Annotated in this window: 20 protein-coding genes; 10 read left to right on the forward strand and 10 right to left on the reverse strand. The window is 62.7% G+C overall.

Annotated elements, in window-relative coordinates:
- The 6 genes from HBA54_RS16250 (at window position 1) to HBA54_RS16275 (ending at window position 9,047) form a co-directional block, all read left to right on the forward strand.
- Window positions 1-1,038 (forward strand): ABC transporter ATP-binding protein, encoded by a 1,038-nt coding sequence (locus HBA54_RS16250; RefSeq protein WP_167226475.1) that lies wholly within the window; start codon window positions 1-3, stop codon window positions 1,036-1,038.
- Window positions 1,031-2,104, forward strand: a complete 1,074-nt coding sequence (locus tag HBA54_RS16255; protein ID WP_167226477.1) for an ABC transporter ATP-binding protein — start codon at window positions 1,031-1,033, stop codon at window positions 2,102-2,104. The genes HBA54_RS16250 and HBA54_RS16255 overlap by 8 nt, the downstream gene beginning before the upstream one ends.
- Window positions 2,105-2,126: 22 nt before the next feature.
- Window positions 2,127-3,311: a M20 aminoacylase family protein gene (locus tag HBA54_RS16260; protein ID WP_167226479.1), complete on the forward strand. Its 1,185-nt coding sequence runs from the start codon at window positions 2,127-2,129 to the stop codon at window positions 3,309-3,311.
- A 111-nt stretch (window positions 3,312-3,422) separates the two neighbouring features.
- Entirely contained in the window at window positions 3,423-4,118 is a 696-nt protein-coding gene (locus tag HBA54_RS16265; protein ID WP_167226481.1) for a rhomboid family intramembrane serine protease, read from the forward strand.
- Between the two features lie 181 nt (window positions 4,119-4,299).
- Window positions 4,300-5,007 carry a hypothetical protein gene (locus tag HBA54_RS16270; protein WP_167226483.1) on the forward strand — a complete coding sequence of 236 codons (708 nt, stop codon included), beginning with the start codon at window positions 4,300-4,302 and terminating at the stop codon, window positions 5,005-5,007.
- A 341-nt stretch (window positions 5,008-5,348) separates the two neighbouring features.
- Window positions 5,349-9,047 (forward strand): chemotaxis protein CheB, encoded by a 3,699-nt coding sequence (locus tag HBA54_RS16275; protein WP_167226484.1) that lies wholly within the window; start codon window positions 5,349-5,351, stop codon window positions 9,045-9,047.
- Between the two features lie 44 nt (window positions 9,048-9,091).
- Here the strand turns inward: HBA54_RS16275 and HBA54_RS16280 are convergent, their stop codons facing one another.
- The 5 genes from HBA54_RS16280 to HBA54_RS16300 form a co-directional block, all read right to left on the reverse strand.
- Window positions 9,092-10,075, reverse strand: coding sequence for an ABC transporter permease (locus tag HBA54_RS16280; protein WP_167226486.1), 984 nt, complete (start codon window positions 10,073-10,075; stop codon window positions 9,092-9,094).
- The gene (locus tag HBA54_RS16285) at window positions 10,072-11,019 is read right to left on the reverse strand and encodes an ABC transporter permease (protein ID WP_167226488.1); all 948 of its coding nucleotides are present in this window, start codon (window positions 11,017-11,019) and stop codon (window positions 10,072-10,074) included. Before HBA54_RS16285 ends, HBA54_RS16280 begins: the two co-directional genes overlap by 4 nt.
- Before the next feature lie 18 nt (window positions 11,020-11,037).
- Entirely contained in the window at window positions 11,038-12,708 is a 1,671-nt protein-coding gene (locus tag HBA54_RS16290) for a peptide ABC transporter substrate-binding protein (RefSeq protein WP_167226491.1), read from the reverse strand.
- 77 nt (window positions 12,709-12,785) lie between these two features.
- Window positions 12,786-13,778: a TAXI family TRAP transporter solute-binding subunit gene (locus HBA54_RS16295; protein ID WP_167226493.1), complete on the reverse strand. Its 993-nt coding sequence runs from the start codon at window positions 13,776-13,778 to the stop codon at window positions 12,786-12,788.
- Between the two features lie 175 nt (window positions 13,779-13,953).
- Complete coding sequence (locus tag HBA54_RS16300) at window positions 13,954-14,514, reverse strand: hemerythrin domain-containing protein (RefSeq protein ID WP_167226495.1); 561 nt, start codon at window positions 14,512-14,514, stop codon at window positions 13,954-13,956.
- Between the two features lie 284 nt (window positions 14,515-14,798).
- On the opposite strand from HBA54_RS16300, the gene HBA54_RS16305 reads away from it, so the two are divergent.
- Complete coding sequence (locus HBA54_RS16305; protein ID WP_167226497.1) at window positions 14,799-16,067, forward strand: polyhydroxyalkanoate depolymerase; 1,269 nt, start codon at window positions 14,799-14,801, stop codon at window positions 16,065-16,067.
- Window positions 16,068-16,126: 59 nt separating this feature from the next.
- Here HBA54_RS16305 and HBA54_RS16310 read toward each other — a convergent pair whose 3' ends face one another.
- Entirely contained in the window at window positions 16,127-16,786 is a 660-nt protein-coding gene (locus tag HBA54_RS16310) for a class I SAM-dependent methyltransferase (protein WP_167226499.1), read from the reverse strand.
- A gap of 840 nt (window positions 16,787-17,626) precedes the next feature.
- On the opposite strand from HBA54_RS16310, the gene HBA54_RS16315 reads away from it, so the two are divergent.
- Window positions 17,627-17,938, forward strand: coding sequence for a hypothetical protein (locus tag HBA54_RS16315; RefSeq protein ID WP_167226501.1), 312 nt, complete (start codon window positions 17,627-17,629; stop codon window positions 17,936-17,938).
- 16 nt (window positions 17,939-17,954) lie between these two features.
- Here the strand turns inward: HBA54_RS16315 and HBA54_RS16320 are convergent, their stop codons facing one another.
- The 3 genes from HBA54_RS16320 to HBA54_RS16330 form a co-directional block, all read right to left on the reverse strand.
- A complete protein-coding gene (locus HBA54_RS16320; RefSeq protein WP_167226502.1) occupies window positions 17,955-18,524 on the reverse strand; it encodes a queuosine precursor transporter in 570 nt (189 codons plus the stop codon).
- Between the two features lie 149 nt (window positions 18,525-18,673).
- Window positions 18,674-19,843: a DUF1501 domain-containing protein gene (locus HBA54_RS16325; RefSeq protein ID WP_167226504.1), complete on the reverse strand. Its 1,170-nt coding sequence runs from the start codon at window positions 19,841-19,843 to the stop codon at window positions 18,674-18,676.
- 11 nt (window positions 19,844-19,854) lie between these two features.
- Window positions 19,855-21,297, reverse strand: coding sequence for a DUF1800 domain-containing protein (locus tag HBA54_RS16330; protein ID WP_167226506.1), 1,443 nt, complete (start codon window positions 21,295-21,297; stop codon window positions 19,855-19,857).
- Window positions 21,298-21,665: 368 nt separating this feature from the next.
- Here HBA54_RS16330 and HBA54_RS16335 point away from each other — a divergent pair, with 368 nt between their 5' ends.
- Both HBA54_RS16335 and HBA54_RS16340 read left to right on the forward strand, forming a co-directional pair.
- Window positions 21,666-22,115: a TapB family protein gene (locus HBA54_RS16335; protein ID WP_167226508.1), complete on the forward strand. Its 450-nt coding sequence runs from the start codon at window positions 21,666-21,668 to the stop codon at window positions 22,113-22,115.
- Between the two features lie 201 nt (window positions 22,116-22,316).
- Window positions 22,317-22,769, forward strand: a complete 453-nt coding sequence (locus HBA54_RS16340; protein WP_240932727.1) for a GcrA family cell cycle regulator — start codon at window positions 22,317-22,319, stop codon at window positions 22,767-22,769.
- A gap of 213 nt (window positions 22,770-22,982) precedes the next feature.
- Here the strand turns inward: HBA54_RS16340 and HBA54_RS16345 are convergent, their stop codons facing one another.
- Complete coding sequence (locus HBA54_RS16345; RefSeq protein WP_167226512.1) at window positions 22,983-24,572, reverse strand: gamma-glutamyltransferase family protein; 1,590 nt, start codon at window positions 24,570-24,572, stop codon at window positions 22,983-22,985.
- Window positions 24,573-24,695: the final 123 nt, after the last annotated feature.

The following is a 24,695-nucleotide window of genomic DNA, read 5'->3' on the forward strand; positions in this document are numbered from 1 at the left end:
ATGAGCGACGCATCCTCCAGTCCCCGGTCCAGCAATCAGGCGCTTCTGCAGGTTGACAATCTGCGCATCGAGATTCCCAACCGGCGCGGCACCCTGGTGGCTGTGGACGACATCTCCTTTCATATCAACGAAGGCGAGGTCCTGGGCGTGGTCGGGGAATCGGGTGCCGGAAAGTCGCTGACCGGCGCCGCCGTCATCGGCCTGCTGGAGCCGCCCTGCCATATCGCCGGCGGGCAGATACAGCTGGACGGCCGGCGCATCGAAGCGCTGCCCTATGAGCAGATGCGCCGCATCCGCGGGCGCGAGATCGGCATGGTCTTTCAGGACCCGCTGACCTCCCTCAATCCGCTCTACACCATCGGCCGGCAACTGACCGAGACCATCCTGACCCACACGGACATGAACGAAAACGGTGCGCGCAAGCGGGCCATCGAACTGCTGGAGGAGGTCGGCATTCCCGCCGCCGCCCAGCGCATCGACCAGTACCCGCATCAGTTCTCCGGCGGTATGCGCCAGCGGGTGGTGATCGCGCTGGCGCTCTGCATCAATCCGCGCCTGATCATTGCCGACGAACCGACGACGGCGCTGGATGTTTCCATCCAGGCGCAGATCATCACCCTGCTGAAGCGGCTTTGCCGCGAACATGGCGCGGCGGTCATGCTGGTCACCCATGACATGGGGGTGATCGCCGAGACCGCCGACCGGGTTGCGGTGATGTATGCCGGGCGCATCGTCGAGGTCGGGCCGGTGGCCGATGTGGTGTTGCGCGCCCAGCACCCCTATACCTCGGGGCTGATGGGCTCTATCCCCCTGGTCGGCCATGACGTGGAGAACCTGACCCAGATCGACGGCGCCATGCCGCGCCTGAATGCCATCCCCCGGGGCTGCGCCTTCAACCCCCGTTGCCCGCGCGCTTTCGACCGCTGCCGCCAGGAGCGGCCGGACCTGCAGCCGGTGGGGGGCGCCACCGAGGCGGCCTGCTGGCTCTTCGATCAACAGGACGACCGTCTTTCCCGGGGGAGCGGCACCCATGGCTGACGCAGCGGCAAGCGATACCCCTGTGGAGCGGACTCTGGTGGAGGTCGAAGGGCTGGCCAAGCTCTTCGATGTTTCGCCACCTTTGCTGAACCGCATTCTGCAGGGCGAGAAGCGGGTGCTGCTGAAGGCTGTCGACGGCATCTCCTTCAAGATTCCCCAGGGCAAGACCTTCAGCCTGGTGGGCGAGTCCGGCTGCGGTAAATCGACCGTCGCCCGCCTGGTGGTAGGGCTCTACAGTCCGACCCGCGGCAAGATCGAGATCGATGGCATCGATATGGCGAGCCTTAAGACCCGCACCGAGATCGCGCCCCTGCGCAAGCGCCTGCAGATGATCTTCCAGGACCCCTATGCCAGCCTCAATCCGCGTTGGCGGGTGGCTGACATCATCGCCGAGCCGATCCGCGCCCACGGCCTGATGAGCGATAAAAAACAGATTGCCGCAAGGGTCGGTGAGTTGCTGGTACAGGTCGGCCTCGCCGCCGCCGACGGCGAGAAGTTTCCGCACGAATTTTCCGGCGGCCAGCGCCAGCGTATCTCCATTGCCCGGGCCCTGGCCAGCAATCCCGAGTTCCTGGTCTGCGACGAGCCGACCTCGGCGCTGGATGTGTCGGTGCAGGCGCAGATCCTGAACCTCATGAAGCGGCTGCAGCGCGAGTTGGGTCTGACCTATCTCTTCATCAGCCACGATCTGGCGGTGGTCTATCACATCTCGGACATCGTGGGGGTGATGTACCTGGGCCGTCTGGTGGAGTGGGGCGAGGCGCGGACGCTGTTCCGCAACCCCCAGCATCCCTATACCCGCATGCTGCTGGATGCCATTCCCGACCTGGAAATGACCGGGCGTCACCGTATCCCGGTGGCCGGCGAGGTGCCGAGCCCGATTTCCCCGCCCAGCGGCTGCCACTTCCATCCCCGTTGCCCCTTTGCCAATGATCGCTGCCGCCAGGAGGCGCCGAAGCCCCGGCCCACGGCGGCCGGTGAGGTCGCCTGTCACGCGGTGGAGGAAAACCGCCTGCCGGAGGCCGAAGCCCGCCGGGTATCGCAACAAACGGCGCCGCAAGCCTGAGATAGATCGAAGGAGTTCCCCCATGGCCGTCATCAACCGCATTGCCGAGTTTCACGAGGAGATCAAAGGCTGGCGCCGAGACCTCCACGCTCATCCGGAAACCGCGTTTGAGGAGCTGCGCACCTCGGACTTCGTGGCCGAAAAGCTGGCTGAATTCGGCATCGAGGTGCACCGCGGTCTGGCCACCACCGGCGTCGTCGGGGTTCTGGACGGGCAGAGCAACAAAAGCGGGCGGGCCATCGGCCTGCGCGCCGATATGGATGCCCTGCACATTCACGAACTGAACGACTTCGATCACCGTTCCACCAATGAGGGCAAGATGCATGCCTGCGGCCACGACGGCCACACGGCGATGCTGTTGGGCGCCGCCAAGTATCTCGCCGAGACACGCAACTTCGACGGCCGCATCACCTTTATCTTCCAGCCGGCGGAGGAGAACGAAGGCGGTGGCCGGGTGATGGTGGAAGAGGGGCTCTTTGACAAGTTCCCGGTCGAGGCGGTCTACGGCCTGCACAACATGCCCGGCCGTGAGGCGGGTACCGTGGGTCTGCGCGCCGGTCCGGCGATGGCGTCCTTCGATATCTTCGAGATCGTGATCACCGGCAAGGGCGCCCATGCCGCCATGCCGCATCTCGGCGTCGACCCGGTGGTGACCGGCGCGCAGATGGTGACGACCCTGCAGACCATCGTCAGCCGGCGCAGCGACCCCATCGATCCCGTGGTGCTCAGCGTGACCCAGTTCCATGCCGGCGACACCTGGAACGTGATCCCGGAAACCGCGGTCATCCGCGGCACCGTGCGGGCCTTCCGCAAGGAAAGTCAGGATCAGATCGAAGAAGACATCGCCCGTATCGCCGAGGCGGTCTGCACCGCCCAGGGCGCGACCATGACCCTGCGCTATGAGCGCCGCTATCCGGCGCTGGTGAACAGCGATGCGGAGACTGATATCGCAGCCGCCGTCGCCGCCAAGGTGGTGGGCCAGGAGAACGTCGAAATCGGTGCCGAGCAGCTTATGGGCTCAGAGGATTTCGCCTACATGCTGCAGGAAAAGCCCGGCTGCTACATCTGGCTGGGCAACGGCACCGAAGGCGGCCCCGGCGGCTGTTCGGTCCACAACCCGCACTACGATTTCAATGACGAGGTCGCCGTGGTCGGCGCCAGCTACTGGGCCACCCTGGCGGAATCAACGCTGCCTAAGGCGGGGTGAGTTTTGAGGCATTCAGGCAAGGCGGCGTTCTAGTCTGCTGAGGCTTGTCTTTGTGTGGGCGAGGCCTCACATCGAGGAGGCCTGTTTTCACGCACCATCGGTTTTCCCGCCATGAGCCCACAGCCCGATCCGAGTTACGGACCGCCCCCGCCCCCGGGCGGGCGCCAGCCGATGTTCAACCTGCCGCCAGGGACGATGTGGCTGACGCTGGCGATCATTGTCGCCTTCGGAATCGAGAATGTTCTGCAGGGGGAGGCCTGGCGCTGGTTCTTCGCCAACTTCGCCTTCGTCTCCTCGATCTTCTGGCCGCCGGGCAGTGCCTGGCCGTCGGTTTCGGGCATGTTGAGCCTGGTGACCCACGCTTTTTTGCACGGCGACTTCATGCACCTGATGTTGAACCTGGGTTTCCTGCTGGCTTTCGGCAGCTTTGTGGAACGCAATGTCGGCCTTATCCCCTATCTGCTGCTGTTCGTGGTTTGCGCCGCTGCCGGCGCGCTCACCGAGTTCGCCTTCCGCGGCGGCCGGGAACTGGTCCTGATCGGTGCCTCCGGCGCCGTCTACGGCGTCACCGGTGCGGCGGTGCGGTTCATGTTCGCCGGGGCAGGCCCAGGCGCCGGGCCCGGGCAGCGAAAGTCGGCATTAAGCTTCGTGCTGGTCATCATGGGGCTCAATGTCGTGCTCGGTCTGTCAGGGATCGGCGATTTTCTGGCCGGCGCCCAGGTCGGCTGGAAGGCCCATGCAGGCGGCTTTGTCGCCGGCTTGCTCTGCGCCCTGCTGATCGGCGGCACGCGGCGCAGAGTGCACTGATTCTGCCTCATAACGGTCACATCTCCACCCAGGCGCGATTCTGTATAACGGCCCAGGCCGTATAGCAGAGACAGTCCGAGGGGAATTCAGCGCAATGTCGTCTCGTGTGGCGGGGACTTGTTTTTCCGGCGCTTTGCGCCTGCCGTTTTGCCGCAGAGCCTGACGGTGGCGTAGCGAAGCCATGGCAACATCCCTCACGCATCCGGGCAAGGCCTTCTCGACCTCTGACCTGCACAGTCTCGATGTTTTTCGAAGCGGCGCGCAGGACATGGTCGAAGCTGCGCAGATCATTGCCCGGGCCGCCGAGGCTCTGCCCCGGGATTTCGCGGCCAGGGCGGTGCTGACGGACGCCGTCTTTGCCAAGACCACAGGGAATCGGGTCCTCTGTCTGCGTGATGAGGCGCCGCCGCCGGAAGGGCTGACGCTGATCGGTGAGGCGCGCTTTGCGGCCCCGTCCGGCCGAGGGCAGGAAGCGGTGACGCTGCGCTTTGCCGAACTGGCTGAAGCGGCCGAGCGCGGACAGTCTGCGGAGACCTTCGTCTACGAGCCTTTGGCCGCGCCGGCGTTGAGCCTTTCCGGTGACTTCGCTTTCGCCGGGCTGGCCGGCTTCGAGGATCTGCTGAGCCTGATTGTAGAGACGGCAACGGCTGCGCATCAGGCCGCCCGTCCGGGCTTCCGCGACATTCGATTGGCCGGTTGCCGTCAGACGGCCTTGCCGGTTGCTGGCGCGGCGATGACCGCCGGCAAGCTGAACGTCAGGCATCTGGCGTTAAAGGGCGAGGCGCCCCTGCTTCGCAGTACCAGTCTGGTGGAACTGGAAGGCGCCGGCGGCGGCAGCCTGTCGGCCGTCGTGACCTTTATCCTTCAAACGGCCGTATCCGCTTCGTGATCTGAGAACAATCCGGATACTGTTCACCGGCCCGTAACGTCGGGTGAGAAACGCGCTACCGAATTCGAGAATATATTCCTTATTTCGGATTCGCTCGCAAAGCCGGCACCCACAGAGTGCTCTGGACAACCCCTCTGACATGCTGACCAAACCCCATTTCGAGCCTCTTTAGACGATTGAATTTTAGCGTATTCCCGCTAAGAGAGCATTTTTAATTGAACTAAAAATATAGTCATAATATTATAGTTTGTCCGTTGAGATTTGATGGTCACAGACTAGAATCTCTCTCGGATTGTGGCGGATTTTGGGGGCCCATCATCGCCAGGGAACAGAAAGCGGCTTTGAAGATTACGATCATTGGTATCGGTGCCTCGGCTGGCGGCTTGGAGGCGCTCAGGGAATTTGTTGCCCATCTCACGCCGGGTGGGGACTTTTGCTATGTGGTGGCCCAGCATCTTTCGCCCAGCCATCGCAGCATGCTGATGGAACTGCTTGCCCGCGAGACGACGCTGGAAGTGAAGGAGTTGTCGCGCAACCAGCATGCGCGGCCCGACGTCATCTACATCACGCCGCCCAATCGTCATGTCGAATTGCAGAACGGGTTGCTGACGGTCAGGAAGCCGAAAGTCAAGACCGGGCCGCAGCCCTCTGTCGACCTGTTTTTTGCGTCGCTCGCGCTGGAGTGTGAGGAGCAGGCCGTCGGGATCGTTTTTTCCGGGACCGGCTCTGACGGCGCGCGCGGTGTTCGGGCAATCAAGGCCGCCGGCGGTATCACGCTGGCCCAGGACGATTCGGCCAAGTACGACGGCATGCCCAAAGCGGCCATTGCCACCGGTTGCGTCGACGTGGTGCTGCCACCGGCGGATATTGCCAAACGCATCCCGCGTCTGCTCAGTGCCGGCAGCCGCGCGCTTGTGTTGAAAGAGGCCGACCAGGTCACTTCCAGCGACACCTATGTCAATATCTGCGCGGTCATTCGCACGCACACCGGCATCGACTTCATCAACTACCGCTCCTCCACCATTTTGCGGCGGCTTTCGCGTCGCATGGCTTTGCTCCACCTCGCCGATCTTGAATCCTATCTCGCTCTGATGAACCGGGACCCCAGCGAGATCGATCGGCTGGTTCGTGAACTCCTGATCGGCGTCACATCCTTCTTCCGCGACTCCGCGATCTGGCAGGCTTTGAGCGACACTGTCGAAAAGCTTGTCCGCGTGCGGGAGGGAACGGAGGCGATCAGGGTGTGGATTCCCGGCTGCTCTTCGGGCGAGGAGCCCTATACCATCGCGATGCTCTTTGCTGAAGCGATGCGCAAGCTGAACAAGCGGGTGAAAGTACAGATCTTTGCCAGCGACCTGGATACCGAGGCCCTGGCGACGGGAAGGCGCGGCGTCTATCCGTCATCGGCCGCCGAACAGATGGATCCGAAGATTCTTCGGCGCTACTTCACGCCCGTGGCTTCCGAGTTTTCGGTGAAGCAGCAGATCCGGGAGATGATTGTTTTCAGCCGGCATGATCTTATCCAGGACCCGCCGTTCTCGAGAATCGACCTGATAAGCTGCCGCAACCTGTTCATCTATTTTACCCCGGACCTGCAGCGCCGTGTTCTGGAACGTTTTCACTATGCATTGAACCCCGGCTGCGCCCTGCTTCTGGGGAAATCAGAGGCGATTGCCGAGTCCGGCGATCTTTTCGAATTGGTCGACCGTTCCAGTAAGCTGTTCCATGCGACCAACGCCATCTCATCGCCTTTCCGCCCTTCCGCTTTTACACCGGCAAAGAAAGTTACGCCGGAAAGCCCAAGAAGTGTGCCGAGGCGCCGGCGATCGCATGACGAGCGGGCCAAAGAAGTTATCTCCAAGATCTTCGGCCCGCCGACGGTGATCGTCGACAGCGCGGATAAGCCGGTCCACATTGCGGGCAATATTAAACCCTATCTCAATGTCCCCACCGGGTCCGCGCAGTTCGACGTTTTCAGCCTTGTCGGCGAGGATCTGCGCGCCGAGCTTCGCGCCCTGCTGCTGCGCAGCCGGCGAGAGGAGGTGGTGGTCCGTAGCCGCGTGCATATCGGCGAGTTTCAGGGTGATCGCTGGCAGTACCGCATTGTCATCCATCCGTACAACGACGACGAAGTTTCAGAGAAATATAATCTCATTGCCTTCATGACCGTCAGGGCGCTGCTTGAGGAAGCGGAAGGAGAGGTCGAGGAAACCGGCGAGAACGACCAGGTGCGGGAGCTGGAGCATGAGCTGCTGGCCATGCGCGAGCACCTCCACACCATGGTCAATGAACTGGAGACCTCCAACGAGGAGCTGCAGTCGCTGAATGAGGAGCTGCAGTCGTCAAACGAGGAACTGCAGTCGGCGAATGAGGAGCTTGAAACCTCGAACGAGGAACTGCAGTCGACCAATGAGGAACTGACGACGGTCAATGAGGAGATCGTCGTCAAATCCGACGCCTTGAATGAGGCCCACTCTTTCCAGACGTCGATTCTGGAGAGCATCTCAAATGCCGTTATCGTCACTGACCGGAGCCTCAGGGTTCAGCGCTACAACGTTGCCGCAGCCAAGGTCTTCGAGATCAGCGAGAATGATATCGGCGAACTGTTGATGGGGTTGAAGGCGCGCTTTCGCATGCCGGATCTGCGGCCGCTCGTCGAGGAGGTAATTCGCACCGGAAAGCCAAAAGCCAAGGCGATCCGTGCGCCGCAGAAAGACCGTTACTTCGAGCTCCTGATCCACCCCTGTATCGGCGAGGAAAAGGGCACCGGCGGTGCCGTTCTGACCCTCACGGACGTTTCCAGGCTCGCACGTGCCAACCTGAAACTGCGGCGCAGCAGGAGCGAACTGGCCGAGGAAATGGAGCTGCGTCGCGCTATCCTGGACAGCACACCGGCGCAGATTGCGGTTCTCGACAAGGATGGTGTGATCACCGTCGTGAACGAGGCCTGGCGGGAGTTCGGACGCAAGAACGGCGCCAAGGATAACAGTTTTGGTGTCGGGACCAGCTATATTGCCGCCTGCGAGAAATCTGAGGACGGCGTGTCGAACGAAGTCGCCCTGCGGCTGCGGGAGGTGTTGAGCGGCCACACAAAATTGGCCGAGGTGCGTTATTCCTGCCACTCGCCGGATGAACAGCGTTGGTTCAAGTGCATCATGCGGGGCACGACGCTGCCGGGCGGCGAAATTGGCGCTTTGATCATGCACATCAATATCGCCACTGAGGTGCGGCTGGAAAGATCGATGGCCAATGCCCGGCAACTGGCGGAGGAGGCCAGCAGGGCCAAGTCCAGCTTCCTGGCAAACATGAGCCATGAGCTGCGTACCCCGCTGAACGCGATCATCGGCTTTGCAAACATGATCGGTACCGAGACATTCGGCGATCACACCCACCCGAAATATGCAGAATACGGCAAGGATATCGGCAATGCCGCCGACCATCTGCTGGGCATGATCAATCACATTCTCGATCTCTCGAAAATCGAGTCCGGTCAGCTGGATCTCGACGAGCAGCCGTTGAACCTGGCCGAATGCCAGCGGGCGGTATTCAAACTCTTTGAGCAGGGCGCCGAGCTGCGGCATGTGAGTTTGAAAGCACAGGTGCCGGAGACGCTGGCGCTGCTCCGGGCCGATCAGAGCGCTGTCCATCAGATCCTCATCAACCTGATCGGTAATGCCCTGAAGTTCATCAACAATAAGGGGGAGATCACCTGCAGCGCCAAGGTCGACAAATCTTCCGGCGACTTGACCCTGGCGGTGTCGGACAACGGCATCGGGATAGCCGAAGCGGACATAAAGCGTATCACCGAGCCGTTTTCCCAGGTCCGCTCCACACTCACCACTAACAATTCCGGCGTCGGGCTGGGCTTGTCGCTGGTCAAGAGGTTGGCCGAGTTGCACGATGCGACGGTCGACATCGAGAGTACAGTTGGTAAAGGCACAAAGGTGGCCGTGACGTTCCCCGCCGCGCGGGTCGAAGCCCGGAAGGTTCCCCAGAACCGGCGGGCGGCAAAGCGGCTGCGCAGCATTGCCGGCAGTTAGCGCCTGCCGGAATCCTTCGGTTTGTCAGGGCTTGCGGGCGGCTGTCAGTCCCGCCCCTCAATGGCGCGGGGGTCGAGGGCATCCTGCAGGCCGTCGCCCAGAAAATTGAAGGCGATCACCGTCAGGAAGATCAGCAGGCCGGGATAAACAGCCAGAACCGGCGCATCCCAGATCAGCTCCTGGGCATTGGTCAGCATGTTGCCCCAGGAGGGCAGGGGCGGCTGGATGCCCAGTCCGAGGAAGCTCAGGACCGACTCCAGAAGAATGATGCCGCCGATCGACAGCGTGGTCGCCACGATGATCGGTGAAACGACGTTGGGCAGAATGTGCACCAGCATGATGCGCGGCGCCGAAGCGCCCATGGCCTCGGCGGCGCGCACGAACTCCCGCGCCTTCATGGAAAGCGTGGCGCCGCGGACCAGCCGTGCCACCGTGGTCCAGCCGACCAGGGCGATCAGGCAGACGATGCGATAGATCGAGATGCTCTCCGAGCTTGCCAGATCGCTCGAGAGGCCCAGCTTGGTGAGATCGACCGCCGCCAGGATGATCAGCAGCGGCAGGATCGGCAGGGCGATGACGCCGTCGGTAAAGCGCATCAGCAGGCTGTCCAGCCGTCCGCCGTAGTAACCGGCGGTGATCCCCAAGAGGGTACCGATGACTGCAGAACCCAAGGCGGCGGCCAGCCCGACGATCAGCGAAACCTGTCCGCCATAAAGCAACCTGACCAGGGTGTCCCGCCCCAGCTCATCGGTTCCCAAGGGGTGTTGCGCCGAGGGCGGTTGCTTGGCGTTGAAGAGGTCGACCAGATTGCCGTCGACGCCGAGCAGAAACTCGATCACCGGCGCCACCGCGGTGAGCAGCGACAGCAGAAGCAGAAAAGCGAGACTGACCACCGCCAGACGATGGCCGAAAAAGCGGCGCCAGAAAATCTGCCGCACGGTCAGGGCCGGGCCGCCGGCCAACCCCGCCTCGGCGGCAAGAAGGGGGGCCTTCGCGTTGGCTGCGCAAGGGGTCTTCGGCGGTGTCATTGATAGGAAATCCTGGGGTCGAGCCAGGTATAGGCAAGGTCCGCGACAAGGTTGGCCAGCAGGGTCGTGACGGTGGCGAGCAGCAGGCCGACCAGGGCAACGTTGTAGTCATTGCCGATGATCGAGTCGTAGATGGTCTTGCCCATCCCCAGATAGGCGAAGATGGTTTCGGTGATCAGGGCGCCGGAGAAGAGGTTGCCCATCTGCAGGGCGAGGATGGTCGCCACCGGGATCATCGCATTGCGCAGGACGTGGCCGACCACGATCTGCTGCCCGCTCAGGCCCTTGGCCCTGGCGGTGCGCACATAGTCCTGGCGCAGGGTCTCCAGCGCCGCTGCCCGCATGAAGCGGATGACGCCGCCAACTGTGGCGATGGTCAGGGCGATCACCGGCAGGACCAGGAAGCGCAGGTCCGACCAGAAACTGTGTCCTTCACCCATGCCCCCTGCGGGCAGCCAGCCCAGGGTGACGGAGAAGAGCATGATGAGAAGGATGGCGAGCCAGAACGGCGGGATTGAGATGCCGGCAAAGGCCAGCAGGTTGATGCCATGGTCGCTGAGGCTTTGCGGGCGCGTCGCCGCATAGATGCCGGCCGGTAGCGCAATAACCAGCGCAAAGAAGAAGCTGAGTCCCATCAGCACGATGGTGTTGCCGAGGCGCGGCAGCAGTATATCCAGGGTCGGCTGGTTGTAGAGCCGCGAGTAGCCGAAGTCGCCCTGCAGGGCAGAGCCGAGCCAGGTGAAATAGCGATCCGTAATCGGCCGGTCCAGGCCGTAGAGCGCACGCAGCCGCGCGGCATCCGCCGGCGTCATCTCCGGGTCGGAGAAAATCATCACGTCGATCGGATCGCCCGGCATCAGGCCGATCAGGGCGAAGATCACCGCTGACATGACGGCCAGAACGAAGAAGGATTCGGTCAGGCGGCGGGCGAGGTAGGCGAGCATCGTTTGGCGGCCTTCCGCTCAGCGTCCTTCCACGGTCCAGTCCTCGACCCAAAGCGAAGAGGAAGCCATCTGCCCGGTCGGGCGCACGCCCCTCAGCCACTTGGGCATGACATAGGCGTTGGCGCGCCAGTAAAGCGAAATCACCGGCACTTCCTCGGCATAGATCTGCTGGATGCGCGACCACATCGCTTTGCGTTTCGGCCGGTCGAGTTCCAGGTTGATGGCCTCGATCAGGGCGTCCATCTCGGCGTTGCGAAAGCCCGTGTAGTTCTGCCCGGACCAGCCGTTCTCCTCGCTCGGGATTTCCTCGGAGTGCAGGGTCGTGCGCGGAATGTGCTCCGGCCCCTTGCCCCAGGCGAACATGGCGAGGCCGGTGAAACGGCGGTGATGCACGGTCTGCCCAAAGAAAACGCGCGGTGGTTCATTGCGCACGCGCATGTCGATGCCAACCTGACGCCACTGGCTCTGCAGCACCTGCTGCACCAGCTCGCGGATGCGGTTGCCGGCTGTGGTCATGAATTCCAGGCGCAGCGGCTCGCCCGCGGCGTTGTGACGTATACCGTTTCTGATGTCGCTCCAGCCGGCGGCGTCGAGCAACTCGCCGGCCTTTTTCGGATCGTAGCTGTACGTCTTGATCTCCGGATCGTGAACCCAATCGAGCGGCGAGACTCCGGAATGGGCCACCGGCTGGCGCCCGGCGAAGAGCCTTTCACTGATCGCTTCGCGGTCGATGGCGTAGATCAGCGCCTGGCGCAGGGTCTTGTCCTGCAGGATGGGGTTCTCCAGCATCAGGTCGATGTGCTCGTAGAGCAGGCCGGGTTCGTAGACGATCTGGTAGTCGTCGCCGTGGCGCTTTTCAAAGGCCAGGGCCTGGTCGAGGCTGAGCCCCAGTTCGCCGGAGATCATGTCGATGTTGCCGGAGAGCAGATTGGCCTCCAGCGCCGTCGTTTTCTCAATGGTCAGCAGGACGATGCGATCGAAGGCGGGCTTTTTGCCCCACCAGGTATCGTTGCGCTCCAGCGTGATGCGCGATCCCGGAATCGCCTCGGTGATACGATAGGGGCCGAAGTAGAGGCCCGGGTTGGTCGGGTCATTGTCGAAGGCGGTGCGGTTCTTGTAATCGTCCGGAGCGGCCTCGAAGACCGGCCCGTCGATATGCGCGGGCAGCAGCTTGAAGTCGTTGATTGCGGCATATTCGAAGGAGACGCGGTCGGCGTGGACGACGAAGGTTTTCTCGTCGATCACGTCGATCGAAAGCATGCGCCGATAGAGTTCCGCGTTGCCGATGCCCGCCTGCTCATGCCGGCCGACTTTCCAGGTAAAGACGACGTCGGCGGTGGTGACCGGGGTGCCGTCACCCCAGGTCGCTTGCGGCTGGATGCGATAGGTCAGGGCGATCCCGCGGCCGTCGCCGGCGCCCTCCACGCCGTCGGGCAGAGGCTCCGGTACGGCTGTCCCCGCCTCGATCGACGGCAGTTCGACACAGAGCATACAGATTAGCTGCCACTCGTGATCATAGACCGTCATCGGGCGCCGGGTCATTGATCGCACGTAAGACTTGGCGACCGAGGGATCTATGTTCGGGTGCAGCGTCGTCGGATACTGCGACAGGCCGATGCGCAGTTCCTCACCCGCCGCAGCGGTGGTGCCCGTGACCGCAAAGATGATCGCCAGGAGTAGCTTTCGCATTTGCACGCCCTTTTTTCCGCCGGCTCAGGTTATCCCGTAAGTCTAGCCGACCCCGGGCAGAAGGCGAAGGGATTGCATCAGAGCCAGCCACGCTCCTTGAAATAGCGCGCCGCGCCCTCATGCAAAGGGGCGGAGAGGCCGTCGCGCACCATGCGCTCGGGTTGAAGCCCGGCAAAGGCAGGGTGCATGCGCCGGAAGCTGTCGAGATTTTCAAAGACTGCCTTGGTAACCGCATAAATCGTGTCTGCATCCACTTTGGCGGAGGTCACCAGGGTCGCCTTCACGCCGAAGGTCGTCACATCGTCGCGATTGCCGGAATAGAGCCCGCCGGGCACGGTGGTAAAGGCGTAGTAGGGCCTTGCTGCGACCAGTTTCTCGATCTCAGGGCCGGAGACTTCGGCGATCACGGCGTCGCAGAGGCGAACGGCCTGTGCCACGGAATCATTGGGATGACCCACGGTATAGACCAATGCCTGCACCCGGTCGTGACAGAGCGCCAGGGATTGCTGACTGGCGGGCAGCTCTTCGCTGAGGCTGAACGACGATTTGGTCCAGCCCATCGCCTGCATCACCACCTCCATGGTGCCGCGTTGGCCGGAACCCGGATTGCCGATGTTGACGCGCCGGCCTTCGATATCGCGCAGGTGGCGGATTCCCGAATCCCGGCGGACCACCAGGGTGAATGGCTCGCCATGAACGGAGAAGACAGAGCGCAGGTCCGGGTCCGGCTTTGCCGATGAAAAGCGGCTGCTGCCATTGACGGCATGGAATTGCCAATCCGACTGGGCCACGGCCAGTTGGAGCTGGCCCGCGCGTACTGCCTTTAGATTGGAAATCGATCCGGCGGTCGAGGGCGCGTTGCAGGCGATGCCGTGTTGAGCCTGCGATTGGTTGACAAGGCGGCAAACCGCCCGGCCGACCTGGTAATAAACGCCGGCACGGCTGCCCGTTCCAATCGTCACTGCTTTGTCGGCCGCCCAGGCCGCAGTGCCTGGCTGACCGGTCAGGCAGGCCAGCGTCAGACTGATGCAGAGGCCCTTCAGGCCCGATTTGTAGATCCCTTCCGGCATGAACAGCGCCCCCCAAAAATGCGGTTCCGCAAGGCCTTAGCGACAGCTCGACAGCCATGTTAAGGCGCAGCCCGCTCTGCAGCGCTGCGCCGTGTTGTCGTCTCACATCGGGAAGTTTAGCACCATAAGCTTAGCAAGTGTACCGGTTGAACCAAGGCTGCCCCGGTGCGTTTATCTAAGCGGTAGAGGCCTGATCCCAGGCGATGATATCTTCATAGAGCGCAGAGAAACGCTCGTCTTCGCGCCGCTCGAAGAGGGGGTCTTCGATCGGTTTCAGCTGTCCGGCGATCGTGCTCCAGTCTTCGGGCTTAAGGCTGCGCTGTGCTGCCGGGAAAAAGAGCTTCTCCTCCATCATGATGTGGCGCCGATAGGCACTGAGGAATTCGCTTGCGACCTCTTGTACGGACTTCCTCTCGACCGGGATGTCCTGCTGCACCGTTCGGATGGCGGCGGCAAAGCGCCGGGTATGTATAGCAAGCGCTTCATGCTCCTCGCGGAGATCCTTGGTGCCTGCAAGAGCCTCCGGATTGCGTAACTTGAGCCGGTCGAAGACCAGGTCTTCCAGTGGATGGTGATGTAGGTCGGGATATGACAGGCAATAGTAGATAACCCCGTCCAGGATATCGAAATCCACCGGCTTGCCTTCGTCAAAGCTGGAGAGCTGCCGCTCTAGCGCGTCGAGCAACTTGGTCATCCGCGAATGATCGCTACGCAGGGATTCGATGACACCGGCCATGGGTTTACCTTTGCGTGGAAGGGTCGCCTTAGTTGAAGCGTCAGCCTAGGTTTCGGTCGATGGCGGGGCATTGACTTGAGTCAAGGCCGGATTCCGGCCCAAAAGAAGGGCTTTCGGCAGGGTGACTTTTCGCTTCGCGCGACGCCGCCGCGAGTGATAGATTCCCGGCGCACGGCGGTTTGGAGCTCCTTTCCGGACCGCTTAACAGCTTGCCAACAAGACAGTGCTAAATTGGGGGGAGTGCCGAAAATGATCGGCACCGCAACTCTGGGGACCAAAGAAACTTGCTTTATCATGCCTATGAGTTAACCCATGCTGCGGTCCGGCCTCTGCGGATGCAGTCCGATGCTCTGCAGTACCTTTGCCGCAGCGCTTTCAGCCCCGTTGCCTATACACCGGCCGGAAAGGCGATGGCCGCGGCCTGCGAAGTTTTCGAGAATGTGACCAGGCGCTACCGCAAACCGGCGTGGGGCATCGACGAGGTTGAAATCGACGGCCAGGCTGTGGGCGTTCATCCCGAGCTGGTTTACGGGAAGCTTTTTTGCGACCTGCTGCATTTCAAGCGCGACGAGAGCGTCACCGGCAAGCGCAAAGATCCGAAGGTCTTGATCGTTGCACCGCTTTCCGGACACTACGCCACGCTGTTGCGCGGTACCGTAAAGGCGATGATCCCGGAGCATGAGGTCTACGTAACCGATTGGCGCGATGCCCGCGTGATGCCGCTGGCCTACGGGCGCTTCGATCTGGATGACGTCATCGACTATGTCATGGACTTTGTCCGCTTCATCGGCCCCGACACCCACGTCATCGCCGTGTGCCAGCCTGCGGTTCCCGTGCTGGCGGCAGCGGCGGTCATGGCGGCCAAGCGCGATCCACTGCAGCCGGCATCGATGACCTTGATCGGCGGCCCGATCGACACGCGGCGCAATCCGACGGCAGTCAACGATCTGGCGGCATCGCGGCCTCTGTCCTGGTTCGAGCAGTCCGTCATTCTGTCGGTGCCGTTTCCCAACCCCGGTGCCATGCGCCGGGTGTATCCCGGCTTCGTTCAGTTGACCGGTTTTATGACCATGAACCTGGAACGGCATCTGGATGCCCACAGCGATCTCTTCCGGCACCTGATCGAAGGCGATTGCGATTCCGTCGAGCAGCACCAGGGTTTCTATGAAGAGTATCGCTCGGTAATGGACCTGACCGCCGAGTTCTACCTCCAGACCATCGAGACGGTGTTTCAGGAGCATGCCTTGCCCAAGGGCACCATGCGCCACCGCGGCGCTTTGGTCGATTGCGGCGAGATTCGAGATACCGCCTTGATGACGATCGAGGGCGAACTCGACGACATCTGCGGCCTGGGTCAGACCGAGGCTGCCCATGACCTCTGCCGCAACATCCCCGATGACGACCGGCACCACTACGTTCAACCGGATGTCGGCCACTACGGGGTGTTCAATGGGCGGCGTTGGCGTGACGAGATTCAGCCGCGACTGAAGAAGATGATCCGGGCGACCGAACGCAGGCGCCGCAGTGCCGCCAAGCGTATCGCCGGAGCGTGATCTCGTTTTTAGAGATGCCCCTCAACTAAAGTGTGACAGGGCCTAAAGCGGGACGGGGGTCAGGCGCTGCGCTTTTGCAATGGTTTGACGGTGCCCTGATCCGCCTCTTGGCGGCCGGCGGCTATGCCCGGCCTGTGGTAACGCCACACCGCCGCGGGGGGAATATTGTCCATCACCCAACTGGCGCGGGTGCCGCGCAGGCCGAGACGTGTGAGGATGCGACGGGACACCGGCGACGCGGGTCCATAGGTGAATTGGACAAGGGTGCCGTCTTCACCGAGAACGGCCATGGCTTCGGAGATGATCTGCAGGCAGATCCTGTCGGGAATGGACAGAAGCGGCAGGCTCGAGACGATGGCCTTCACCTTTCCGACCCCTGCCGTGGCGAGCAGTCGGCGCAGCTTTGCCGCGTCGCCCTGAAGGACCTGCACGTCCGGGAAGCGCTGAGCTATAAGGCGGTGAAAGGTGGGGTCCCGCTCGATCACGGTGATGCTCTGGCCTGGAAAGCCGGCATCCAGAAGCGCGGCCGTAATGTTGCCGGTCCCGCCGCCCAGCTCGATCACTGCGCCTTCGGCCTCGCGGTCGATCTCTGCAACCATTGCAGCAGCAAGGCTCTTGCCGCTGGGAATCACGGCACCCACGGCTTTTGGGTTGCGCAACCAACGGCCAAGAAAGCTCATATTCCGGCGCAGGAGTGTCGGCCCTGAATTTGTCGGCATTTGCCGGCCCGCTGTTGTTGACCCTGGCGGAGTCACTTTGTGGCCTGTTTTCTGACCGATTCAAGAAAGATCAGGAAAGAAAGGCGCCAGACGCCCCAGGCGCCCACGACTCCGCATGTCTAGAATACACCAGCTGTATATGGACTGTCTGCAAACGTCCACAAGTGATCTTGTTGTGGCCGGCAGCCGGATTCTTGTCATTCAGCGAACGGTGAGAGCCCCGAAAAAGGCCTTTTCAGCCTCTCTCGGAGCTCCCTAGTTCGTTGTCATGTTCCACCCCCCGGTACCGCTTATAAGGTTGAAGATCAGGCTTCGATATCGATCTTCAGGCCTCGATCGGTCTCCGGGTAGGGAAACCGCGGGGGTGGGTCCTTATGGACGGACTCCACGGGTCGCGCGGATTCTGACTTGGCGGCAGGTGGCGCCTCGGGCGCCACAGCCACCTGAGTCGCACCCCCATTAGCAAGGGGCGCGGGTGCTGTTTGGATCTGCATTTGAACCTCCTACAGTTCAGGCATCTATTCTGCCATATGCATGTACTATAGAAGATTGCTTAAGTAAAGATTTAAATAAAAAACCAATTATTACTTATTAATCTAAAATTTTATGGAAATTTATCTAAAGTTATACTCCGTTGCCAGGGTTTCTCAGCTTTTTTCGATCCTTTTCTTGTTCTGTGCTTACCTTTGTAGGCATTGCCGGAGTAGCCAACTGAGCTGATTGTCTAATAATAATGTTGGGGAAGGCCATGCGGCGTCTTGTTTGAGCCAAGTCAAAGCCCTGGATCGCGAAGCGGACGACACTCAGTGAACCTGCATCATGTTCACGAGGAGAGGCGCCATGCTCCGCCCCAAAACCCGGTTACTCACGTTTTTAGCGGCGCTCCTCGCCGTCCCCTCATACCCTGCGCTGCTTTCGGCGCAAGGGCTGGAGGAGGAATGGGGGCCGGTGCTGAGTGAGCAGATGCTGGTGGAGCACGACTGCGAGGTCGCCTTCTTCAGCCAGGTGGCGGTACGCGAAGTCAATGGCGATGTGATCGTCATCGCCAAGGTTCACTGCACCGATCAACGCAGCTTCGATGCCTACCGGCCGGGTTCTTTCGATCCCTTCCAGGTCAGCCCCTGCGAGAATCCGGCCAACCGTGTCTGCTGAGGTTCGGGTAAAGGCCTCAGTCGTAAGCCTGCGCCGCGGACTTTTTGTCGAACCGCGGCGGCAGCGCCGGCATCAGCAGCCGGAACGGCAGCAGCATAAGGGCGGTCATGGCCATCTTCACGGCAAAATCGCCCAGGGCCCAGGTCTGCCAGGGCAGCCCGGTTCCGACAAAGGCGATCGACCAGAAAAGGGCGGTATCGACAATCGACCCGACGGTCGAGGAAACCAGCGGCGCAGACCACCAGACACCGGAACGCAGGCGATTGAAGACCGCGACGTCGAGCAACTGGGCCACCAGGAAGGCGGAGCCGGAGGCGAGCGCGATGCGGGGATCGGCCAGCCAGAGCGAGAGGACGACCGCAAGGGCGAAGCCGGCACAGATCACCAGCCGGGCGGCGCGCGGCCCCATCGACCGATTGGTCAGATCGGTCACCAGGAAAGCCACGGGATAGGAGAAGGCGGCCCAGGTCAGCCAGTCATTGATGGCGAACTGCACGAGATAGTTCGAAAGCGCGACGATAACCGCCATCGCGGCGATTCCGGCGGCGATGCCGACGGTGGAGAAGGTAAAGCGCGCTTCGCTCATGGCCGATCTGTCCTGGTTTTGGTCTGTTGTCCCCGGATATGCCCCAGGGGACTGAGCCTTGGGACTATGCCTTGCAACGGGCGGGTTTCCTAGCAGCCTGACGGGAGCAGGCCAACTGCTTTGTGGTCCTGCGCAGGACAGGAGGGGCCTCAGGCGAAGAGATCCAGGGGGTCCGGCCGGCCAAGACTTTCGAGGCCGGCCGGCAGGCCCAGCCAGCCGGCGGCGATGGCCGCATAAACCTGCCTGAAATCCAGACTGTGGCGCAGGTCGCCGCCATCCAGGTCGATGAGCGAGGGCTGATGCCCATGCAACCCGCCCCGCAGGCGTCCTCCCAGCAGAAAATGCGGGGCCGCCGTGCCGTGGTCGGTGCCGGCGCTGGCGTTTTCGCCGACCCGCCGCCCGAACTCCGCGTAGGTCATCACGAGACAGCGGTCCCAGGCGCCGGTTTCGCGCAGGGCGCGGCGGAAGGCTGCGAGGGACGACGCCAGCTCGCCCAGCAGGCGAGGGTGGCGTCCGGCCTGTCCGGCATGGGTGTCATAGCCCGCATGCTGCACCTTGATAACCGATGCCGGCACGCCGCCGGCGATCAGGGCGGCGGCCTGTTTCAACTGCCGTCCCAGCGGCGTTTTGGGAAAGGAAGCCCCCAGAGCAGGCGCCGACGCCAGCCGGGCCTCGATCTGACGGGCGGCCTCCTGCGTCTGGCGGCGAACCGAGAGGATGTGATCCAGGGCCGGGTTGGCGGTTTGCAGCGTGCCGTTGCCCGCCATGGCGGCGGCGCGGGCCAGTTGCTTGCTGTCTTTCATGATCACCGCTGTCAGGGCGTCGCCGGCCAGGGGGCCGGGCGCGCCGCCCAAAACGATTCCCAGCCGGCCCTGAGGCGGCAGCAGGCCGCCGGCTTCGCTGACCGCCTGATGCAGCCAGCCATGTTGTCTTACCTCGTTGCTCTGCGATGCGGTGTTCCAGATCTCGATGGACCGGAAATGCGATCGATTGGGGGCCGGGTAGCCGAGTCCCAGCACGACCGCCAGCTCGCGGCCCCGCCAGGGTTCCATGAGCGGCTCCAGCGCCGGGTGCAGACCCAGTCTTTCATCGAGCGGCAGGACGGCATCACGCTTGATCGCAAGCTTGGGTCTGGCGCGGTAATAGGCGGCATCGCCGTAAGGCACGACCGTATTCAGGCCGTCGTTGCCACCGCTCAGTTCGACCAGAACCAGCGTCTTCTGCGGCACCGAGCCGAGCACCTTCCGCGGCATCAGGCCGAGGCCGAGCGGCAGTGCGGCGGTTGCGGCGAGAAGCCGGCGGCGATTGAGGTCTGTCATCTGCCGCCCTCCTATTTCAGCTGGTAGGCCGGATCGCCGAGGAGCTGGCGCACCTGGGCGCCGCTGGCCCGGCGGTCCAGAATCTCGACATCGACCGCCGGTACGGCCAGCAGCAGCAGGCTGACCGCTTCTGCCTGCTGCCAGCGGTCCGGCAGTTCGGCCAGCCAGGCATCGAACCGCACCGCCCGCCGGGCACTGCCCTTGAGTTTCCGGCCTGCCTGAATGGCGATGGCCTGTGCTTCGGCCTGCCGGCTGCCGCCGGTGATCCGCTCCGCCAGGGCTTGCCGGTCCAGCAGGCTGGCGGCGGTGATCCAGTCGGTTCCACCCGGCCAGCCCTTTACGTTTGGCGGATCGAAAAGATCCTGGCCGAGGCGGCGGCTGAGGCGCGCCAGGTCCTCATACCGGTCGACCGGTAGATCGAAGAGCCGCACGGTGCCGACGACGAAGTCGATCGGCGACTTGATCAGACGGCCGCGGTTCTCCGGCGCCCAGAAGGCGTCGCTGGCGAGGAGGGCGGCCAGCAGAGGCCTGATCTCATAACCGGTCTCGCGAAAGACCTGTGCCAGACGCGCGACCTCATCCTCGTCCGGTGTTTCGGAGATGAAACCGCGCCAGAGTTTTTCGACGATGAAGGACGCGGTCCTGGGATGGTCGAGCAGGATTCGAATCACATCGTCGCCCTCCAGGCGGCCACGGTGACCCAGGACCGTTTTCTCGCCGGCGTCATGCCATTGCCGGCGAAAGGCGAAGGCGCCGGTCTTGCGCTCGACGCTGCGCCCGGTGAAGGCCCGGGCGGCCTCTTTCACGTCGGCTTCTCGGTAGTGGCCTTCGCCAAGTGTGAAAAGTTCGAAGAGCTCGCGGGGGAAGTTCTCGTTGGCGGCACCCTTGCGGCTGCGGGCACCGTCAAGGTAGACCAGCATGGCCGGATCGCGCGCTATTGCGTGCAACAGATCGCCGAAGTTTCCCAGGGCATGGCGTCGGAGCAGGCGGTTCTGGCGGTAGAGCAGGACCGGCGCCTTCACCTTGCGCAGGCTGGAGGTGAAGTGGTTGTGCCAGAACAGGGTCATGACCTCGGTCAGCGGTGTCGGGGTGTTGGTCATTTCCTCCATCCACCACGCCTTTAACGTCAAACCCCGCTCCTTGTTCTGATTGCGCAGGGCCCGGCGCTCTTCCGCCGACAGCGCCTTCATCCGCGGCGGCACCCATCCTTCGACCCAGGCGGGCGGGTCGGTAACGGCTTCGGTTCCGGCCGTGCGCAGGATCTTTTCTATTGCCGTTTTGCGATTGAGCGGCGCCAGGGTTTCGATTTCCGCCACGTCGGCGGAAAAGCCGCTGCGGACCAAAAGGTGGCGCGCTTCCGCCTCGCTGAGCGCGGCGGCTGTCGACGGCAGCCAGAAAACTGCGAGCAGGAGCGCTGCGAGAAACTTGGAATCGTGTTTTGCGCCGCTGTTCATGACGGATTCCGCAGGGCTTTGTGTGATATCGGAACCGGACCATACCCCAGGCTATGTTGGGGACCATATTGGCGGCCGAGTCGAGTTATCCTCATGTTACGCCTTTTGCGAGGCTTTCATCCCCTGCCGCAGATAGGCTAGCTTTCAGGGGCCTTGGCCGTGGCACTGTCATTGGGGGAGTTTTCTTGTCATTCCGCAGAGTCTGCACAGCAAAAGCCTGTGCGACGTTCAAATTCCTGCCGCATGTTTTTGCGCTTCTCTTGGCTTGCGTCTCCTTACCGGTTTTTGCACCGGTTTTTGCACCGGTCCTTGCCCAGGATCTTGAGCTTTCGCCGGCGCCTTTCAAGGCGCTCTCGGAAGGCACCCAGATGACTTGGGAGAACATGGACTCCGGCGAGCGCGTCGAAGGCGTTGTCGGCCGGACATCGGGCCGGATCGTCAGTTGGATCTGGAAGGGCCGCAGTTTTTCCAGTTGGGGCCACGTCTGCATTGACTGCGTGGCCGCCGGGATCGCACCGGACGGCGGTGTCCTGGGACGGCTTTATCCGCTGGAGGTGGGTAAGGCGGTGACCTTTTCGCGCAATTGGGGCGGGCAGAGCTGGCGGGACCGGATCTCGGTTGCCGGGGTCGAGCGCATAGAGGTGCCGGCCGGCACCTTTGATACTTATGTGCTGCTGCGCCAATCGGAGCAGGTTGACGGCGATTGGCGGGCCGAACAACGGACCTGGTACGCGCCGGAACTCGGCTGGGTCGTCCGATTCGAAGGTTTCAACAACCGCGGCACCGGCGAGCGCTGGCAAGCCGTACGTTTCGACTAGGGATTGAAGAGGCTGCGGCGATAAGCAACAAACCCACAGAAAACCGCAGTTTTCCACAGGTCTGATCCTGGACAACGCCCTCCCTCCACTATATTGTGCTGCCAGCCTGGCAGGTTACGATATATAGTATAAGCCGCAACATATTGTGAAAAATGTAGAGGCAATCGCATGACTTGGACAGAAGAACGTGTCGCTGAACTCATGCGGCTCTGGGAAGCTGGACGGAGCGCATCGGAAATCGGTCGTCTGCTGGGGGTTTCAAAAAATTCGGTGGTCGGTAAGGCTCATCGCATGAAGCTTGCGGCAAGGCCTTCACCGATTAAAAGATCGACGGGTACGCCGAGCCGGCGTGCCGCGGTGTCGCCGATGCCCAAACCCGTAGCTCGTGTTGAGCCACAGGCAAGACTGGAAAGGCCGCTGCGTCCTGCTGCAGCACCGACTCCGGTACGGCCGACGGTACGGCGCCAGGCGCCGAGCCTGCGCCGCAGCAGCGGAAAGGGGCCCAACTGCCTCTGGCCGATCGGCGATCCTGGTGACGCGGATTTCCATTTTTGCGGGGCTCCGGCTGTTGCCGGCAAGCCCTACTGCGACGAACACTGCGCGCGTGCCTATATCGTGCGTAACAGCGGTCGTTCGGATTCCGAAGCGGCCTGATCGGGTCTGGCTGACGGATTGTCTGCGCGGCATGCAGCTGTGCAAGACGTAACCCTGTGCTTTGCGGTGCCGCTGCCTAGAGCAGATCCCGGTCGGATGGAATCGCCGGAGGCGATCCATCGACCGGGTGAATCTGCTCTCACTGTTTGATGGCGATCGGATTCACATGTTTTGGCGTAGCCACGAAGTGGTTCCGTCAAAACATGATCCGATCTAGACGATAACGGCAGCGCCACCGCGACGCGGGTCGCCGGCGGCGGTGAAGCTTCCGTCGGGGTGGCGGGCGACTCCGTGGACGCCGCCGAAGAACAGGTTGTGTGCCGGCCAGTCGATGGTACGGCAACCGCGTTCGGCCATCAGCCTGTCGGCACCCTCGACCAGACCTTTTTCCAGATTTGCGATGTCCGCTTCCAAATGCAGGCGCGGTGTTTCAATGGCTTTGCCCAGGCTCATGCCGTGATCCAGGATGTTGGTCAGCACCTGCAGGATTGCGGTACGGATACGGTTCGAGCCGCCTGAGCCGATGGCAAAGAGCGCGCCTTCGGCGGAGGTTGCCAGGGTCGGCGCCATCATCGAGGAGAGGCGGCTGTCCCTCGGCCAGCGGTGAAAGCCGCCGCGGTTCAGATCCTCCTCGCCCAGCATGTTGTTCAGCATGATGCCGCTGTCCGCCAGATGCGTCCCACAACCCTCGCCGTTCGACAAACTCATGGCCGCCAGATTGCCCGCCGCATCGACGACGGAGATATGGGTCGTGCCGCGGGTGAAGCTGCCCTGGCCGGCGACCTCGGCAGCGTAGCGTTCGAGCAGTGACGGATCGAAGAGGCGCGCCGCGGCGGCGGCTTCCTCGGCCTCGCCGCTTGCCTCTTCCAGACGCGCTTCCACCCTGGCCTTGTTGGTCAGATCCATCACTCGCGCGATCAGCAGGAGGCGTTCCTCGCTTCGCGCGTCCATGCGATGCAGCGACGCCTCGGCCAGAAGACCGAGGGCAAAGCCGATCAGGATCCCCCCGCAGGAGGGCGGCGGGTTGGTCACGACCTCGGCGCTGCGGTAGTGGGTGACGAAGGGCTTTCGCTTGACCGTCCGATAGTTCGCCAGATCGGCTGCACTCAACAGACCGCCTTCCGCGCGGCAGAGCGCAACCAGTTGCTCTGCCAGATCGCCCTCGTAGAACAGGGCCTCGCCCTCGCTGGCCAGGGCTTCGAAGGTATCGGCCAGACGTGGCTGTCTGAACGGTTCCCCCGCCGCCAGCAGCGCGCCATCGGGCCCGGTAAACAGGCTGCGGGGGCCCGCTTTGGCGGTCAGGATCGGGGCGACGACCTGGAACAGGTAGGCGTCGATCGGGCGCACGGTTACACCCTCACGCGCCAGCCTCGTCGCCGGTTCGATCAGCCGCTTCATCGGCAGGCTTGCCAGCTCCCGGTGAATGGAAAAGATCCCGCGCACGGCGCCGGGCGTGGCGACGGCACCCAGGCCGATATGGAATTCCTGGGTGGCGGTGCCGAAGTCCGCCAGGATTGGATAGAAGTCCAGGGCCTGGAGCGGCTTGCGCCCTCGCGGGGTCTGGACGAAGAAATCGTAGAGCAGGGCTTCCCGGCCGCTGCTCTGGGCCAGCAGAAATCCGCCGCCGCCAAGGGAACAGAGCACCGGCTCCGCGACGCAGGATGCGCAAAATGCGGCAATAACCGCGTCGAAGGCATTGCCGCCCTCTGCCAGGATTTCTTCCGCTGCTGCCGCTGTCTGGGGGTGGCCGCAGGCCACCGCGCCCAGTGGCCGGGCTTTGCCCCCCGATCTGCCCGAATTCATGCTTCCGTTCGTTTCCCTGTTGCTGCGTGACGGTGCCGCCGCATTCTTGGTGACCCCGGAGCGACAGGGTGATGATTTTTGAAGGAGATGGCAACGCCGCCGCGACAGGCAAGGCGTTGTTCC

Source organism: Pelagibius litoralis, from assembly GCF_011683915.1.
Classification (GTDB): domain Bacteria; phylum Pseudomonadota; class Alphaproteobacteria; order Kiloniellales; family Kiloniellaceae; genus Pelagibius; species Pelagibius litoralis.